This is a genomic window from Pseudomonas sp. MH10, from assembly GCF_034353045.1.
In the GTDB taxonomy this organism is placed as follows: domain Bacteria; phylum Pseudomonadota; class Gammaproteobacteria; order Pseudomonadales; family Pseudomonadaceae; genus Aquipseudomonas.
Map to the genome: position 1 here is coordinate 5,243,572 of NZ_CP133783.1, position 15,725 is coordinate 5,259,296.

The window sequence follows — 15,725 nt, forward strand, 5'->3', positions numbered from 1 at the left end:
GCGCCGTAGGGAAGGTAAGCAACATGGTACAGGTGAGAGCGCACCAGCCGATCAACACCGATGGCAGTATCAATCTCGATGCATGGCTCGATCATGTCGTCAGTGTCGACCTCGTATTAGACCGACAAGCATTGAAAGAAGCGTGCGAATTTGCCCGCCACGCCGAGCAACAAGACAACGCCTCAAAGAATTTATGGGCAGAAGGGACCTCAAGTTTCCAGGCTGGCCTGGAAATCGCCGAGATCCTTGCTGACCTCAAGCTCGATCAAGACTCCTTGGTGGCGGCGGTTATTTACCGGGGTGTACGCGAAGGCAAGATTCAGCTTCCAGAGGTCACCCAACGCTTCGGCCCGACGGTCTCCAAACTGATCGACGGCGTGCTGCGTATGGCCGCGATCAGCGCCAGTCTCAGCCCGCGCCAGTCGTTGGTGCTGGGCAGCCAGGCGCAGGTGGAAAACCTGCGCAAGATGCTCGTGGCCATGGTCGATGACGTACGCGTCGCCCTGATCAAACTGGCGGAACGCACCTGCGCGATCCGTGCGGTGAAGAACGTCGCAGAGGAAAAGCGCAACCGGGTCGCCCGGGAAGTGTTCGACATCTACGCGCCACTGGCTCATCGCCTAGGTATTGGTCATATCAAATGGGAATTGGAGGACCTGTCCTTCCGCTACCTAGAGCCCGATCAGTACAAGCAAATCGCCAAATTGCTCCATGAACGTCGCCTCGACCGAGAGCGGTTTATCAGCGATGTCATGGGGCAGTTGGAGCACGAACTGCTGGCCACCGGTGTGAAATCCAACATCAGCGGCCGCGCCAAACACATCTATTCGATCTGGCGCAAAATGCAGCGCAAAGGTCTGGAATTCAGCCAGATCTATGACGTGCGTGCGTTGCGCGTGCTGGTTCCCGAAGTCCGCGACTGCTACACCGCGCTGGGTATCGTGCATACCTTATGGCGGCACATTCCCAAGGAATTCGACGACTACATCGCTAACCCCAAGGAAAACGGCTACCGCTCGCTGCACACGGCGGTCATCGGTCCCGAAGGCAAAGTGCTGGAAGTGCAGATCCGTACCCACGCCATGCACGAAGAGGCGGAGCTGGGGGTGTGCGCGCACTGGCGCTATAAAGGCACTGACGTCAAATCTGGCTCGAATCACTACGAAGAGAAAATCTCTTGGCTGCGTCAGGTGCTCGAGTGGCATGAAGAGCTGGGCGACATCGGTGGGCTGGCGGATCAGTTGCGGGTCGATATCGAGCCGGATCGGGTTTACGTGTTCACCCCGGATGGTCACGCCATTGACTTGCCCAGAGGCTCGACGCCGCTGGATTTCGCCTATCGCGTGCACACCGAGATTGGCCACAACTGCCGTGGGGCGAAGATCAACGGGCGCATCGTGCCGCTCAACTACAGCCTGCAGACCGGTGAACAGGTCGAGATCATCACCAGCAAGCACGGCACGCCAAGCCGCGACTGGCTGAACTCGAACCTGGGTTACATCACCACGTCACGGGCGCGGGCGAAGATCGTCCATTGGTTCAAATTGCAGGCCCGCGATCAAAACGTCGCCGCCGGTAAAACCTTGCTGGAACGTGAACTCGCACGGTTGGCACTGCCGCAGGTGGACTTCGATAAGTTGGCGGAAAAAGCCAACCTCAAAATTGCCGATGACATGTTTGCCGCTCTTGGCGCTGGCGACCTGCGTTTGGCGCAACTGGTGAACCTGGCGCAGCAACTGGTCGAGCCGGAGCGTGGTAACGAACAACTGGAACTGATCCCGCGCAAAGCCACGGGGTACAAGCCGGGCAAGCGCGGCGATATTCAGATTCAGGGCGTCGGCAACCTGATGACGCAAATGGCTGGCTGTTGCCAACCGCTGCCGGGCGACGCGATTGTCGGCTACATCACCCAGGGCCGAGGCGTCAGTATCCACCGTCAGGATTGCGCGTCAGTGCTGCAGTTGGGTGGTCGCGAACCAGAGCGAATCATTCAGGTCAGTTGGGGGCCGGTGCCGGTGCTCACTTACCCGGTGGACATCGTGATCCGAGCCTACGACCGCTCCGGCTTGTTGCGTGACGTTTCCCAGGTCCTGCTCAACGAGCGGATCAACGTACTGGCGGTCAACACCCGCTCGAACAAAGAAGACAACACCGCGCTCATGTCGCTGACCATCGAGATTCCGGGGCTGGATGCATTGGGGCGTTTGTTGGGACGAATTTCCCAGCTGCCGAACATCATCGAAACCCGGCGTAATAGAACGCCTTGAGTACCTGTAGGAGCCAACGTGTTGGCGAAGGCTGGAAGCGGTGTCATTTTTACAACCGCTTCGCTAACACGTTGGCTCCTACAAAGTAATGTTTAACGAGACTTCCCATGCATACTCTCCAAGACCTACTGCACCTCATGGCCCGGCTGCGCGATCCGCAGTTCGGCTGCCCGTGGGATATCAAACAGACCTACGCCAGCATCGTTCCGCATACCCTGGAAGAAGCGTATGAAGTCGCCGATGCCATTGAGCGCGGTGACTTTGATCATCTACAGGGCGAATTGGGTGATTTGCTGTTTCAAGTGGTGTATTACAGCCAACTGGCCCGTGAAGAAGGCCGCTTCGAATTCGACGGTGTGGTCGACAGCATCACTCGCAAACTGATACGTCGTCACCCGCATGTGTTTCCGACGGGCGATTTATACGCGCCGTTGGAAACCCCGCGTTTGGACGAGGCCCAGGTCAAGCAGCGCTGGGAAGAAATCAAGGCTGAAGAACGCGCGGAAAAGGCCGAGGCGCCGGAGCAGTTGTCGCTGCTCGATGACGTGCCAAACGCCTTGCCGGCCTTGTCTCGGTCGGTAAAACTGCAAAAGCGTGCGGCGCAGGTCGGATTCGATTGGCCCGATGCCCTTCCGGTGCTCGACAAGGTTCGCGAAGAACTCGACGAAGTGCTGGAGTCCATGGCCGATGACGATGCTGAGGCGGTTGCCGAAGAGATCGGCGACTTGCTGTTCTCGGTGGTCAATCTGGCCCGCCACCTTAAAGTTGATCCAGAAACGGCTTTGCGCGCCGCCAATGCTAAATTCGAAAGACGCTTTCGATTCATCGAACAGGTATTGCGCGAAACCCACCGTCCCATAGAAAATTGCACCCTCGAAGAATTGGACGCTCTGTGGGGCGAAGCCAAACGTCAGGAAAAGAACGCGCCATGAGTATTTCCCTCCGCGACCAGTTGCTCAAAGCAGGCTTGGTCAATCAAAAGCAGGCCAAGCAGGTCGGCAAAGACAAGCAGAAAGAACAGCGTCTGGTGCACAAGGGCCAGATAGAAGCTGATGATTCCCAGAAGCGCGCTGCCCAAGAGGTCATGGCCGAGAAGGCTAAGCGTGATCAGGAGCTCAATCGTCAGCAGCAGGAGAAGGTCGAGCAGAAAGCCCGCGCCGCGCAGGTCAAGCAATTGATCGAAGTGTCGCGCTTGCCCAAGCTGACGACCGAGGATTACTACAATTTCGTCGACGACAAGAAGGTCAAGCGTATCTCGGTCAACGCGTTGATGCGTAACAAGCTCAGCGCCGGGTCGTTAGCCATTGTTAACCACGCGGGCGGCTACGAGATCATTCCCCGTGAAGCAGCACTGAAGATCCAGGAGCGCGACCCGCGCCGGATCGTGTTGCTTAACGTGCCAACTGAAGCGCCGGATGCTGATGACCCGTACGCGGCGTATCAGGTGCCTGATGACCTGATGTGGTAAACCTCTGCGCCAGATAAACAAAACCCGCCGAGGCGGGTTTTGTTTTTACTGCGATTCCGAAATGACGTCTTACGAGGTGCGCTGGCTTTCCAGGTCTTCAAGCTCAGCTTTGTATTGGTGAGCTTCCGTCTCGTTATGGAACATCCCGACCAACAAGTCCTGTTGATGTACATCCCAAACTTGCTGACCAGAAGCCTGGCTTTCATGGGAGAGGTGGGAAAAGTCGCGTTCAGTAACTTTTACGGTCATCTAGAAGACTCCTGACACTGGTGTCTGCGACAACGCGTCGCAGGCGTCTTTTATAATTTTGTTAGCAGACTAAGTAAATAGCTTTTATTTGCAATTCACCTTTACTAGAACCGAAAAAATGGCTCTGGGTCACGGGTTGTAAGGGCGCGAGCCAGAACGGATCAATATGAAGAATAATTTACCCAGACAGCTCGCGTTCAGCTTGCCTTGTAGGAGGGTCCGCCACGTCATCGATGCCGCGCTGTCGCGCAGCACATTCTGTGGGAGCAGGCTTGCCTGCGAAGAGGCCCGTACTCGCGCAGCTGATGTCGACTTGAAACCTGGGTCGCCTACGATGACGCTTTCGTTGGCAAGCCAATCTCCCACAAGGACTTCGGCAGATTTGGAATAGTAAGCACCAATATTCTTCGCGGCCTTCGGCAGTCCTTAAAATTATCTTCTGAATTCAAAAAGGTTATCCGGTGTTTGATAAGAGCCAACGTATTGGCGAAGCGCTGTGTCAGTGATGCCGTCTCGCCAATAGCTTGGCTCCTAGGAGAGTTACGGGCGTAAAAAAGCCCCGCTAAAAAGCGGGGCCTTGGGGTTTCGCGTCATCAGGCCAATCAGCTTCCTTTCACGGTCCGGCCGTTGACGGTGCCGTCTTGCAGCATGATGTTGTATTCCTTGCCGTCGTTCTCAACCTGTTGCAGGCGAACCAGCAGGTAGTCCCAATCTTTGGCGAACCACATCACGGTGATGCGTTTGCTTTGGGTTGGATCACGGACGCGTTCAACTTTGATGGCTTCGACTTGGCCCGCTTTAGTGGAAACCTTTTCCAGGCCCAGAACGCGGAAGTCATAAGTGTCGACCTCATCGCCATCGACAACTTGGTAGCTCATGCTTTTTTTGCCAGCGGCAACGTCGTTCTGCAATGCCAGCTGATACGTCGATTTGTCGAGGATGCCGCGATTCAGTGGCACGGTGAACGCGGTGCCGCGGTCAGAACCATTGATGATTTTGGCTGCCCAGTCGAAGGTCATGTCGACTTTCTTGGATTTACCCAAACCACCACGTTCGAAGTTGTAGGTCTGTGGCAGCAGGGCGTCTTTGTCGACTTTCAGCGTACTGACTTCGGTCAGGCTGGCGATCATCATGGAAGCCTTGAAACTCAGGGTCCAGGTGTCGTTGGCATCTTTTACGAGGCTGCGTTGAGCTGTGCCGCCGCTGATGGGCAGTTGCTTCCAGTCAGCGGTATATGAAGCAGAATAGGGTTGCAGGTCAGCGGCCTGAACAGCAGGCAGTGCGAGCAAAGCGAAAGCGAACAGCAAAGCGCGACGCATAGTATCTCCTAGGTTCGAATCAAGTGGCCACGGGCCCCAAGTAACTGGCCGTCCAGCGAAGCGCCGTGTTCGTCAAGGCTCAATCGTCCTTCGGCAAACCAGCGAATCGCCAGCGGATAAATCTGGTGTTCCTGAGCATGAACGCGTTGCGCCAGGCTGCTTGGCGAATCATCTGACTCAACCGAAACGACTGCCTGTACGACCAGAGGACCTCCATCGAGTTCCTCGGTCACGAAATGCACGCTGCAACCATGCTCACTGTCACCAGCTTCCAGTACCCGTTGGTGAGTGTGCAAGCCTTTATATCGCGGCAGCAGGGAAGGGTGGATGTTGATCAAGCGTCCCTGATAATGCCGAACGAACGCCGCACTCAAGATTCGCATGAATCCGGCGAGCACCACCAGCCTGGGTTTGAACGTATCGATCAGCTCGATCAGCGCAGCATCGAAGGCCTCGCGGCCTTCAAACGCGGTATGGTCCAACACCCGGGTTTCGATGCCGGCAGCCTTGGCCCGCTGGAGGCCGAAAGCATCGGCGCGGTTGGAAATTACCGCGCAGATCCGGGCCGGTTGATCGACGCCGTGGAGGCGCTCGATCATGGCTTGCAAATTACTACCGGTACCGGACAGCAGCACCACTACATCACACGCTGACATCAGTGTGCCTTGAGGTTTTTCAGCTCGACCTGCGCATCGCCTTCAACGGCTTTCGCGATCCGACCAATAACCCACGGCTGCTCGCCGGCTTCACGCAGCACGTTCAGCGCGATGTCGACGTGTTCCTGAGCAACGCAAATAACCATGCCGACGCCGCAGTTGAGGACACGGTGCATTTCTGTTTCGGCAACGTTGCCTTGCTGCTGTAACCAATCGAACACTGCCGGGCGCTGCCAACTGGCGACGTCGACCACGGCTTGAGTGCCTGCGGGCAGTACGCGCGGAATGTTGTCCACCAGGCCGCCGCCGGTGATGTGCGCCATGGCCTTGACCGCGCCGGTGTCCTTGATCAGCTTGAGCACCTGCTTGACGTAGATACGGGTCGGTGCCATCAGCAGGTCGGTCAACGGCTTGCCGTCGAGCTGGATGGTTTCGATATCGGCGCCAGCGACTTCGATGATTTTGCGGATCAGCGAGTAACCGTTTGAGTGCGGGCCAGAAGACGGCAGGGCTAGCAGTGCGTCACCGACCGCGACTTTCGAGCCGTCGATGATGTCGGCTTTTTCCACAACGCCGACGCAGAAGCCCGCCAGGTCGTAGTCTTCGCCTTCGTACATGCCCGGCATTTCAGCTGTTTCGCCGCCTACCAGCGAGCACCCTGCCAGTTCACAGCCTGCGCCAATGCCGGTCACGACCTGGGTCGCGGTTTCGACGTTGAGCTTGCCGGTGGCGTAGTAGTCGAGAAAGAACAGCGGCTCTGCACCACACACGATCAGGTCGTTGACGCACATGGCCACCAAATCGATGCCGATGGTGTCGTGCTTGTTCAGGTTCAGCGCCAGACGCAGCTTGGTGCCCACGCCGTCGGTGCCGGAAACCAGCACGGGTTGCTTGTAGCCAGCCGGGATTTCGCAAAGGGCGCCGAAGCCACCCAGGCCGCCCATGACTTCCGGACGCTTGGTGCGCTTGGCAACGCTTTTAATGCGTTCAACCAATGCTTCACCGGCGTCGATGTCTACACCGGCGTCTTTGTAGCTCAGGGAGGGTTGCTTGCTCATAATCCAGGCCTTTAGGGGGGATTCGGGGGATCGACTGCTAAAGCAGGGCCGTTCAAAAAACATCGCGAGGGTAATAACGCGTCGTTTCAGGGGCCGCTGCCATCGTCAGTCTGTGAAGGCGCGCGATTTTATCAGGCTTACAGGGCAGCGGCCATCCTTAGGCCGACCGGTAGGCTGTTGAGGAGAAAATAATTCACCAGTGTGCTCGCGCTGGCTCGTTCGTCGGCGCCTGTATAAGGTGTAGCTCTGATTATTTGTGAATGATTCGACCCGATGTGTGGTCTCAACCGCATCAGTTGTGTCATGCGTTCTTTTTTTTGTGTCATTTTTGGCCTTCGGGAATCCTTAATGCGTCTTTCTACCCAGCGTTTTTCTAAATTATTATTCGTGGGCTGCCTCTCACTTGTCAGCTTGCCCAGCTTCGCGGAAACCGTCAGCAACCTGTACCAAGTGCGTGAGCCCGTTACTGGGCAATCGCCTGACGAGCGTACGCAGGCGACCCAGCGCGCCCTCGAAACCTTGGTCCTGCGTCTGACCGGTGATCCAAAGGCTATGCAAAGCGCGGGCTTGTCTGAGGTGCGCAAAGACCCGCAGCAGATCATCAGTAAATATGGCTACGAGGCTGGTCCGCCGGAAACCTTGCTGGTGGATTTCGACCCGGTCAGCGCCGACAACTCGTTGCGAAAGGCCGGCCTGCCGTTGTGGGGCACCAATCGCCCGGCCATTTTGGGCTGGTGGTTGAACGATGCTACTGACGGTTCAAATCTGGTGGGCGACGGTCAGGCGCTGGCCGAACCGTTGCGCCGCGCGGCTCAGCACCGTGGCTTGCCGTTACGGTTGCCGCTGGCGGACTTAAGTGAGCAAATCGTCGCCACCGCGAAGAATCTAGAAGGCTCGGACCCTGCGCCCTTAAAAGAGGCCTCTGATCGATATGGCGCCGATGCTTTGCTGGCCGTGCATGCCCATCAAGACGGCGGACAATGGCAAGCCACGTGGCGTTTATGGCTCGGTGCTCAGCGTGAGCAGGGCACCGCCACTGGCACGGATACTGCGGCATTGGCTGATGCGGTGATGTTGGCAGTCAGCGAGCGCCTGGCGCCGCATTTCGTGGTCAGGCCCGGCGCGTCCACCGGTCTGGTATTGCACGTGCAAGGCATGACCTTGGAGCGCTACGCGCAGTTGGGTCGTTTGCTTGATCCGTTTGGCGCAAAATTGAAAAGCGTGGAAGGGGATTCCATCACTTATGACCTCAGTGGCAGCGCTGACCAATTGCGGTCGCAGTTGTCCCTGGCCAAGTTGCAGGAAGTTCCGGTCAGCGAGGTAGCGCCTGAGGCGCCGACCCAGCCAGCCGCCGTTGGCGGGGTGGCGCCTGTTGCGCCAGCACGGCAAACGCCTTCGTCGCCGCAGTTGAATTTCCGCTGGTAGACATGGAATGCTTGTATACGGTTTTTAATTTTCGGGTGTTAAAGGGGCAGTAATGGCTGGTTCACGTCGTTTGTTCTGGATTGGCGGGGTTGCCCTGCTGTGCGTGTTCGTGTTTTTGCTGCACCCGATCCTGACACCGTTTTTGATTGCATTGCTGTTGGCGTACATGGCCGACCCGTTGGTTGACCGGCTGGAGGCCGTCGGGTTATCGCGCACGCTGGGCGTGGTTGTGGTGTTCGGTATGTTCACACTGGTATTCATGACTTTGTTATTGGTGTTGGTGCCGATGCTCGCCAAGCAATTGTTCCGCTTGTATGAGCTTGCACCGCAAATACTCGATTGGTTGCAACACACGGCATTGCCGTGGACCCAGGCAAAGCTGGGCCTGGCAGAAGGTTTCTGGAAGTTTGACAAGGTCAAGGCCGCTATTTCTGAGCACATGGGCCAGACCAGCGACATCGTTGGCATCGTATTGGCCCAGGCCACGGCCTCAAGCCTGGCGCTGATTGGTTTGCTGACCAATCTGATATTGATCCCGGTGGTGTGCTTCTACCTGCTGCGTGACTGGGACGTGATGATGGCGAAGGTGCGTAACCTCTTGCCGCGCCATCGCGAAGGACAAATCGTCAAGTTGGCTGGCGAATGCCACGAAGTGTTAGGCGCATTTATTCGCGGGCAGTTGTTGGTCATGGTCGCCCTGGGGTTCATCTACGCGGCGGGCCTGATGTTGGTGGGTCTGGAGCTGGGCCTGTTGATCGGAGTAATTGCCGGTCTCGCCGCCATCGTTCCGTACATGGGGTTTGTGATAGGCATTGGCGCGGCGATTATTGCCGGCCTGTTTCAGTTTGGTGGTGATCTGTACCCGATGATGGGCATTGTCGCGGTGTTCATGATTGGTCAGGCGCTGGAAGGCATGGTGCTGACGCCATTGCTGGTGGGCGACCGAATCGGCTTGCACCCGGTGGCAGTGATTTTTGCAATTCTGGCCGGGGGTGAGCTCTTTGGCTTCACCGGCGTGTTGTTGGCGCTCCCGGTAGCAGCCGTGATCATGGTGGTCCTGCGCCATGCCCATGACGTCTATAAAGAGTCAGATATCTATGGCGGAACGGAAGATCCTGATTTGTAGCTTCTACAGGCCGTCTCAAACCTTTGATTTTGCTACCGCATTGTGTGCCCAGCGCCACCGGTATAAACTTTGCACACTTTACACAGAGGCCCCTAGCGGTTCGCCTGAACCGCTCAGCCAGCATGAAACCGATTCAGCTGCCCTTGGGTGTGCGTCTGCGCGATGACGCCACTTTCATCAATTACTATCCCGGCGCTAATGCTGCAGCACTCGGCTATGTCGAGCGGCTGTGTGAGGCCGATGCTGGCTGGACCGAAAGCCTGATTTATCTCTGGGGCAAGGACGGCGTCGGTCGCACTCATCTGTTGCAAGCTGCTTGCTTGCGCTTGGAGCAAATGGGTGAGCCTGCGGTATACCTGCCGCTGGCCGATCTCTTAAGTGAAGGGGTCAAACTCCTCGACAATCTTGAGCGGTACGAACTGGTGTGCCTGGACGACCTGCAAGCGGTGGTCGGTAAGCCGGAGTGGGAAGAAGCCTTATTTCATCTATTCAATCGCCTGCGCGACAGCGGTCGCCGTTTATTGATTGCGGCGTCGCAATCGCCCCGGGAGTTGCCGGTCAAGCTGCTCGATCTTAAATCGCGCCTGACCATGGCCTTGGTGTTCCAGATGCGCGGGCTGTCTGACGAAGACAAGCTGCGCGCCCTCCAACTTCGGGCTTCACGCCGTGGCTTGCACCTGACCGATGAAGTCGGCCATTTTATTCTGACCCGTGGCACCCGCAGCATGAGCGCATTGTTCGAGCTGTTGGAGCGCCTCGACCAAGCGTCGTTGCAGGCACAACGCAAGCTGACCATTCCGTTTTTGAAAGAGACGCTGGGTTGGTAATTCCGTCGTGATAGCCCCGGATCTGCTGATGCAAACGGCGGCGGCGCTACGCCACGCTCAGCGCATTTTAGTGATTACCGGTGCTGGCCTGTCGGCCGATTCAGGTTTGCCCACCTATCGCGGGGTCGGCGGTCTCTATAACGGCACAACGGTGGACGGTCTGCCCATCGAAATGGCGTTGTCAGGGCCGATGCTGCGCCGCGATCCCGCACTGTGCTGGAAATACATCGCCGAGTTGGGAAAAGCGTGTCTGGGGGCGCAACCGAATGCAGCGCATTACGCCATCGCTCAATTGCAGCGAATCAAGCCTGACTGTTGGGTGTTGACGCAGAACGTCGATGGCTATCACCGAGCAGCGGGCAGTCCACCTGAGCGCTTGATCGAAATTCACGGGCAGCTGTCACCTTTGTTCTGTCAGTCCTGCGGCGCGGTTGATCCGCAGTTGAGCGAGCATCTGCAGCGGCCATTACCGCCACTGTGCAAAACATGCCAGGGGATATTGCGCCCGCCGGTGGTGTTGTTTCAGGAAATGCTGCCCGAGCGGGCGATGGAGACGCTGCACGAGGAGATGGCCAAGGGTTTTGATGCCGTATTGACGATCGGCACCACGGCCAGTTTTCCGTACATTCATGAGCCCGTGCTGCGTGCGCGTGTGGCTGGGGGCTTTACCGCAGAGATAAATCCGCAGCGCACCGATCATAGCGCGGCGATGGATGTGTTTCTGGGCTGTAGAGCCTTAGAGGTTATGGAGTTGCTGATAAGTCACATCTAGATCGATTGAATTTGCAAATGAGGATGATAGAGGGCATAGTCTCGACTTCTTTACATATCAGCCACGGTCGTGCACATGTTCACTCGGTTCGCACCCCTCGTGCCTCTCGCACTGGTTACATTCCTTTTTGGTTGCGCGGCACAGATGCCCGTCGCGCAACAACAGCAACACTCTCCGGTTTTTCAGAACTCCATGACGGCGCAATCTGCGCGTATCTCGCAGATAACCGATGGGTCTGATGATGCTGACGCTCTGTTCTCGGATGAGCTGATCACCGAGAAAGAGTTGGCCGATTTTGGAAGCAGCAAGCCGTATCGCATGCCCGTTCTCGCAGACAGCATCCTTGAGCGCGGCATGTCCTTGATCGGTACCCGGTACCGTGCAGGCGGCACCTCCGAATCTGGTTTCGATTGCAGCGGTTTCATCGGCTACCTGTTCCGCGAGCAAGCGGGCATGACTCTGCCGCGTTCCACGCGTGAAATGATCAACGTAGACGCACCCCTGGTGGCGCGTAACGACCTCAAGCCCGGTGATCTTTTGTTCTTCAGCACCAAGGGCCGTGGTCGTGTGAGCCATGCGGGTATCTATCTGGGCGATGATCAATTCATCCACTCCAGCAGTACGCGCAGCGGCGGTGTTCGGGTTGATAGCCTGGACGACAGCTACTGGAAAAAGACCTTTATCGAAGCCAAACGTGCATTAGCGATGGCTCCGACTACAATTCAGACTCAACACCAGTAAATAGCCGGGGCGTGTAAGCCGTCATCGGCTTATACGTGCTTGCGGCTCTCGGCACAGTAAGCCGCATCCAGATCAGGTTGTTGTGTTTATGTCGATTACGTTACGTCTTGGCTCAATAGGCATGCTGGTCGCGTTGCTCAGTGCATGCGCCGGCCATACTCCCTCGCCTCAAAGCTCTCGGGTTATTCAACCCGTGGTTTATGCTCCCTCCGATTATTCCTCACCGGCTGCCGAAGATGTGCTTATTCGTGCGCTGGGATTGGTCGGCACGCCCTATCATTGGGGCGGCAACACGCCGGACTCCGGGTTTGATTGCAGTGGTCTGATTGGCTACGTTTACCGAAACTCGGCCGGCATCGCGCTGCCGCGTTCGACCCACGACATGCTGAGCATGCGTGCGCCCAATGTGGATCGCGACGCGTTGCAGTCGGGAGATTTGCTGTTTTTCGCTACTGGTGGTGGTTCAACCGTGAGCCACGCCGGCATCTACGTCGGAGAAGGGCGCTTCGTTCACGCCCCCGCCACAGGCGGCACCGTGCGGCTGGACAGTCTATCCAAACCGTATTGGCAAAAGGCCTACCTCAACGCCAAGCGCGTTATTCAACCAGAGCACTTGGCGCGCAATCCGTAGCAGTATTACCGACGGATTCTGTAGGAGCGGGCCCATCAAGGCGCCGCTGTCACCCGCCAGATTTTGTTACCCACATCGTCAGCCACCAATAACCCGCCGTGTTGATCATTGATCACGCCGACCGGGCGGCCTTGGGCATTGTCGTCAGCATTCAAAAAGCCGCTCAAAAGGTCTATTGGCGTCCCGGTCGGTACGCCGTTGGCGAACGGCACGAACAGCACTTTATAACCGCTGTGCGGATTGCGATTCCATGAGCCATGTTGGCCAATGAACATCCCTTGGTTGAAAGGTGCCGGCAAGGATTTTCCATCGGCGAAGGTCATGCCCAGCGACGCGGTGTGTGGACCCACTGCATAATCCGGGGGAATGGCCTCGGCCACCCGTTGCGGGTTCTGTGGTTTAACCCGCACGTCCACATGCTGGCCGTAGTAGCTGAACGGCCAGCCATAGAAGGCGCCATCTTTGACTGAGGTCACGTAGTCGGGCACCAAGTCGCTGCCAATCTCATCGCGCTCATTGACGGCGGTCCATAGCTTCCCGGTTTGTGGCTCCCAATCCATGCCGTTGGGGTTGCGCAGGCCGGAGGCAAAGATTCGATGCGCACCGGTGGCGGCATCAACCTCCCAGATCGACGCCCGACCTTGCTCTTTGTCGAGACCGTTTTCCCCAACGTTACTGTTGGACCCCACCGTGACGTAAAGCTTCTTGCCGTCTTTGCTGGCAATGACGTTTTTGGTCCAGTGGTGATTGATCGTGCCCGCTGGCAAATCGGTCACGGTGGTCGGTTCACCGCTGATAGAAGTCTGTCCGTTTTCATAGTGAAAACGCAGTAACTTATCGGTGTCGGCGACATAAAAATCGTTGCCGACCAGCGCCATGCCAAACGGTGAATTGAGGTTTTTCAGAAAGACTGTGCGAGTTTCAGCAATGCCATCGTGATTGCTGTCTCGCAGTAGGGTAATCCGGTTGGCGCTGGGTACACCCGCCCCCGCTCGGCCCATGACTTTTCTCATGATCCAGCCGCGGATGCCTGGAGAATCATCGGGCTTGGCGGGTGAGTTGGTTTCGGCGACCAATACGTCGCCGTTGGGCAGCACGTACAACCAGCGCGGATGGTCCAGGTCTTCGGCAAACGCTGACACTTGAGTGCCCGGCGCGGCAATCGGTTTCGCGCCCTGAGGCCAGCCTACGGCCGGGGCAATATTGACCGTCGGAATCAGCGTTTTATTGGGCTCCGGCAGCATCGGCGTTGGCCCCATGCCATCTGCCACTCTCAGCCTGGACGTTTCGCCGCAGGCAGCCAGGCCGACGGCCAATACCAAAAGGACAGCCATCTGGGGTTTGAAAGTGGGCATGCTGATCTCCATGAAAACAAAGGGGCGAGTAAGGAGATAGAGGCAGCTACACGGTCGAGGTTCAACATTTATTGCTGCGTCGGCTGAAATGAGAAGCGGGTCAAGGTGTACGCCACGGATCGGAGCGTTCCGATCCGTTCGCGCATTACGCGGGGAAGGTGCTAATCAGGCTGTTCTCAGTAACAGTGCGAGACCGGGGAAATACTGGCCGTCTTCGTTGTGTAGCTTGCGATAACCATAAGGGAAGTACCAGGCGATGGCACAGGCGTTTTGTTTTTGCAAATCGTCGACGAAATCTTCCAGCTCTTCGTGCGTGGCGCTTTGCAGGGTTTTGCGCGGCGTGACAAACAGGCAGCCCAACTTAAGATGGTTGGCGTAGCTGGTTTTTTTGGCATCACCAACGATGTCCAGCAGCGCCGGGGTCAAGTTGATTTCGCCGAAAGTTGGCCAGCGTTGCGTGGCCTGAATATAAGCGTTGTCTTCCGAAGTGGCGATGAACAGGCCGGTGCGGGCGCTTCGATCGCCATCATCCTGCTGTTTTTTACTGGGCGCATGTTCCAGCGTCACCATGTCCGCCATCCACGCGGCGTTGGAAAGCACGCCGAGGTTGGTACGTTCGTCGAACCAATGCGTGCATTCACCTTCTCCCATGACCTGACTGTAACGGTCGATGCAATCGAACCAGCGTTCTAACGCTGGACGAAGGAATTCCACTCTTGGGTTGCTGATGATCAAGCCGCGCATGGCGTCTCTCCGTTGTTATTTTATTGGCGTCACGATTATGGCCTTTTGATATCAAATTAAACAATAGCTGCGTTTTACGTGGTTTTGACCTCCTGGAAGACAAACCACAGGGCGCTTTGATTGACGCTCTACCCCCAACCCTCTACCCTTCGCGACGTGTTTCAGGTGCTTCGCAATCCACGATTGGCGGAGTGAAACAGGGAAGCCGGTGAGGGCGCGTCAAGCGGTCGATCCCGGCGCTGCCCCCGCAACGGTAAATGAGTCGACGCTGTGCACTCTGCCACTGTGTCCAAATGGACATGGGAAGGCGCATGGCAGGGAAATCCCACTCATGAGCCCGGAGACCGGCCTGATCCATCCAACAGCATCACGGCGGGCGATGCTCTGCGCACGGCTTTTTTTTGGCCGTGCTGGCAGTCAATTTCTGTGCCTTCCGTTTGCTATCGCGTGACCTGCTCAAGCGGAGAGCTGACATGAACGAATCCCCCGAACGCGATGAACGCCATCTGGCGCGCATGCAGCGCAAAAAAGCCGTGATCGACGAACGCATCGCCAGCTCGCCGGATGAGTGCGGACTGTTGCTGGTGCTCACCGGTAATGGCAAAGGCAAAAGCAGTTCTGCGTTCGGCATGCTCGCCCGGGCCATGGGCCATGGCATGCAATGCGGTGTTGTACAGTTCATCAAAGGCCGCAACAGCACGGGCGAAGAGTTGTTTTTTCGGCGCTTCCCCGAGCAAGTGCGGTACCACGTGATGGGGGAAGGTTTCACTTGGGAAACCCAGGATCGTCAGCGTGACATCGCCGCCGCGCAAGCCGCTTGGGCCGTGTCCCAAGACATGCTCCGCGACCCGAGTATTGGTCTGATCGTGCTCGATGAACTGAACATTGCCCTCAAACACGGTTACCTGGACCTGGAAAAAGTACTCAGCGATCTGCAAGCCCGTCCGCCCATGCAGCACGTGCTGGTGACCGGCCGCGGTGCCAAACCCGAAATGATTGACCTGGCCGATACCGTTTCCGACATTACCGTGGTCAAGCATGCTTTTCAGGCCGGGATTCGTGCGCAGAAAGGCATTGAGTTATGAGT

General features: G+C 57.1%; 16 protein-coding genes and 1 riboswitch. Of the genes, 10 read left to right on the top strand and 6 right to left on the bottom strand.

The genetic code is table 11. The features are described from left to right. Positions 1-23: 23 nt before the first annotated feature. The 3 genes from relA (at position 24) to RHM59_RS23725 (ending at position 3,735) form a co-directional block, all read left to right on the top strand. Complete coding sequence (gene relA / locus RHM59_RS23715; protein WP_322285550.1) at positions 24-2,267, top strand: GTP diphosphokinase; 2,244 nt, start codon at positions 24-26, stop codon at positions 2,265-2,267. Between the two features lie 107 nt (positions 2,268-2,374). After that, on the top strand, positions 2,375-3,199 hold the full coding sequence (mazG, locus tag RHM59_RS23720) for a nucleoside triphosphate pyrophosphohydrolase (RefSeq protein WP_322165638.1): 825 nt from the start codon (positions 2,375-2,377) through the stop codon (positions 3,197-3,199). After that, complete coding sequence (locus tag RHM59_RS23725; protein ID WP_322165637.1) at positions 3,196-3,735, top strand: DUF2058 domain-containing protein; 540 nt, start codon at positions 3,196-3,198, stop codon at positions 3,733-3,735. The genes mazG and RHM59_RS23725 overlap by 4 nt, the downstream gene beginning before the upstream one ends. 69 nt (positions 3,736-3,804) lie before the next feature. On the opposite strand, the gene RHM59_RS23730 is transcribed toward RHM59_RS23725, so the two are convergent. The 4 genes from RHM59_RS23730 to purM form a co-directional block, all read right to left on the bottom strand. Beyond that, on the bottom strand, positions 3,805-3,984 hold the full coding sequence (locus RHM59_RS23730) for a hypothetical protein (protein WP_322165636.1): 180 nt from the start codon (positions 3,982-3,984) through the stop codon (positions 3,805-3,807). A 602-nt stretch (positions 3,985-4,586) separates the two neighbouring features. Then, a complete protein-coding gene (locus RHM59_RS23735; RefSeq protein ID WP_322165635.1) occupies positions 4,587-5,303 on the bottom strand; it encodes a DUF3108 domain-containing protein in 717 nt (238 codons plus the stop codon). 8 nt (positions 5,304-5,311) lie between these two features. Continuing rightward, a complete protein-coding gene (purN, locus tag RHM59_RS23740; RefSeq protein WP_322171071.1) occupies positions 5,312-5,962 on the bottom strand; it encodes a phosphoribosylglycinamide formyltransferase in 651 nt (216 codons plus the stop codon). Beyond that, complete coding sequence (gene purM / locus RHM59_RS23745) at positions 5,959-7,017, bottom strand: phosphoribosylformylglycinamidine cyclo-ligase (RefSeq protein WP_322165634.1); 1,059 nt, start codon at positions 7,015-7,017, stop codon at positions 5,959-5,961. Before purM ends, purN begins: the two co-directional genes overlap by 4 nt. Positions 7,018-7,365: 348 nt before the next feature. Between purM and RHM59_RS23750 the strand changes: the two genes are divergently transcribed. The 6 genes from RHM59_RS23750 to RHM59_RS23775 all read left to right on the top strand — a co-directional run bounded on the left by RHM59_RS23750 (position 7,366) and on the right by RHM59_RS23775 (position 12,539). Beyond that, a complete protein-coding gene (locus RHM59_RS23750) occupies positions 7,366-8,442 on the top strand; it encodes a DUF2066 domain-containing protein (RefSeq protein ID WP_322165633.1) in 1,077 nt (358 codons plus the stop codon). 52 nt (positions 8,443-8,494) lie between these two features. Then, a complete protein-coding gene (locus tag RHM59_RS23755; protein WP_322285551.1) occupies positions 8,495-9,568 on the top strand; it encodes an AI-2E family transporter in 1,074 nt (357 codons plus the stop codon). A 122-nt stretch (positions 9,569-9,690) separates the two neighbouring features. Continuing rightward, positions 9,691-10,395, top strand: coding sequence for a DnaA regulatory inactivator Hda (gene hda / locus RHM59_RS23760; protein ID WP_322165631.1), 705 nt, complete (start codon positions 9,691-9,693; stop codon positions 10,393-10,395). Positions 10,396-10,423: 28 nt separating this feature from the next. Continuing rightward, positions 10,424-11,167 carry an NAD-dependent deacylase gene (locus RHM59_RS23765; RefSeq protein ID WP_416194716.1) on the top strand — a complete coding sequence of 248 codons (744 nt, stop codon included), beginning with the start codon at positions 10,424-10,426 and terminating at the stop codon, positions 11,165-11,167. A gap of 75 nt (positions 11,168-11,242) precedes the next feature. Then, positions 11,243-11,908 carry a C40 family peptidase gene (locus tag RHM59_RS23770; protein WP_322285552.1) on the top strand — a complete coding sequence of 222 codons (666 nt, stop codon included), beginning with the start codon at positions 11,243-11,245 and terminating at the stop codon, positions 11,906-11,908. An 88-nt stretch (positions 11,909-11,996) separates the two neighbouring features. Further along, a complete protein-coding gene (locus RHM59_RS23775) occupies positions 11,997-12,539 on the top strand; it encodes a C40 family peptidase (protein WP_322165628.1) in 543 nt (180 codons plus the stop codon). Positions 12,540-12,574: 35 nt separating this feature from the next. Here RHM59_RS23775 and RHM59_RS23780 read toward each other — a convergent pair whose 3' ends face one another. Both RHM59_RS23780 and RHM59_RS23785 read right to left on the bottom strand, forming a co-directional pair. Then, entirely contained in the window at positions 12,575-13,894 is a 1,320-nt protein-coding gene (locus RHM59_RS23780; RefSeq protein WP_322285553.1) for a sorbosone dehydrogenase family protein, read from the bottom strand. Between the two features lie 165 nt (positions 13,895-14,059). After that, complete coding sequence (locus RHM59_RS23785) at positions 14,060-14,638, bottom strand: hypothetical protein (RefSeq protein ID WP_322285554.1); 579 nt, start codon at positions 14,636-14,638, stop codon at positions 14,060-14,062. A gap of 146 nt (positions 14,639-14,784) precedes the next feature. Beyond that, positions 14,785-15,006: riboswitch (cobalamin riboswitch) on the top strand. A gap of 105 nt (positions 15,007-15,111) precedes the next feature. On the opposite strand from RHM59_RS23785, the gene cobO reads away from it, so the two are divergent. Further along, complete coding sequence (cobO, locus tag RHM59_RS23790; protein ID WP_322183440.1) at positions 15,112-15,723, top strand: cob(I)yrinic acid a,c-diamide adenosyltransferase; 612 nt, start codon at positions 15,112-15,114, stop codon at positions 15,721-15,723. Positions 15,724-15,725 lie beyond the last annotated feature (2 nt).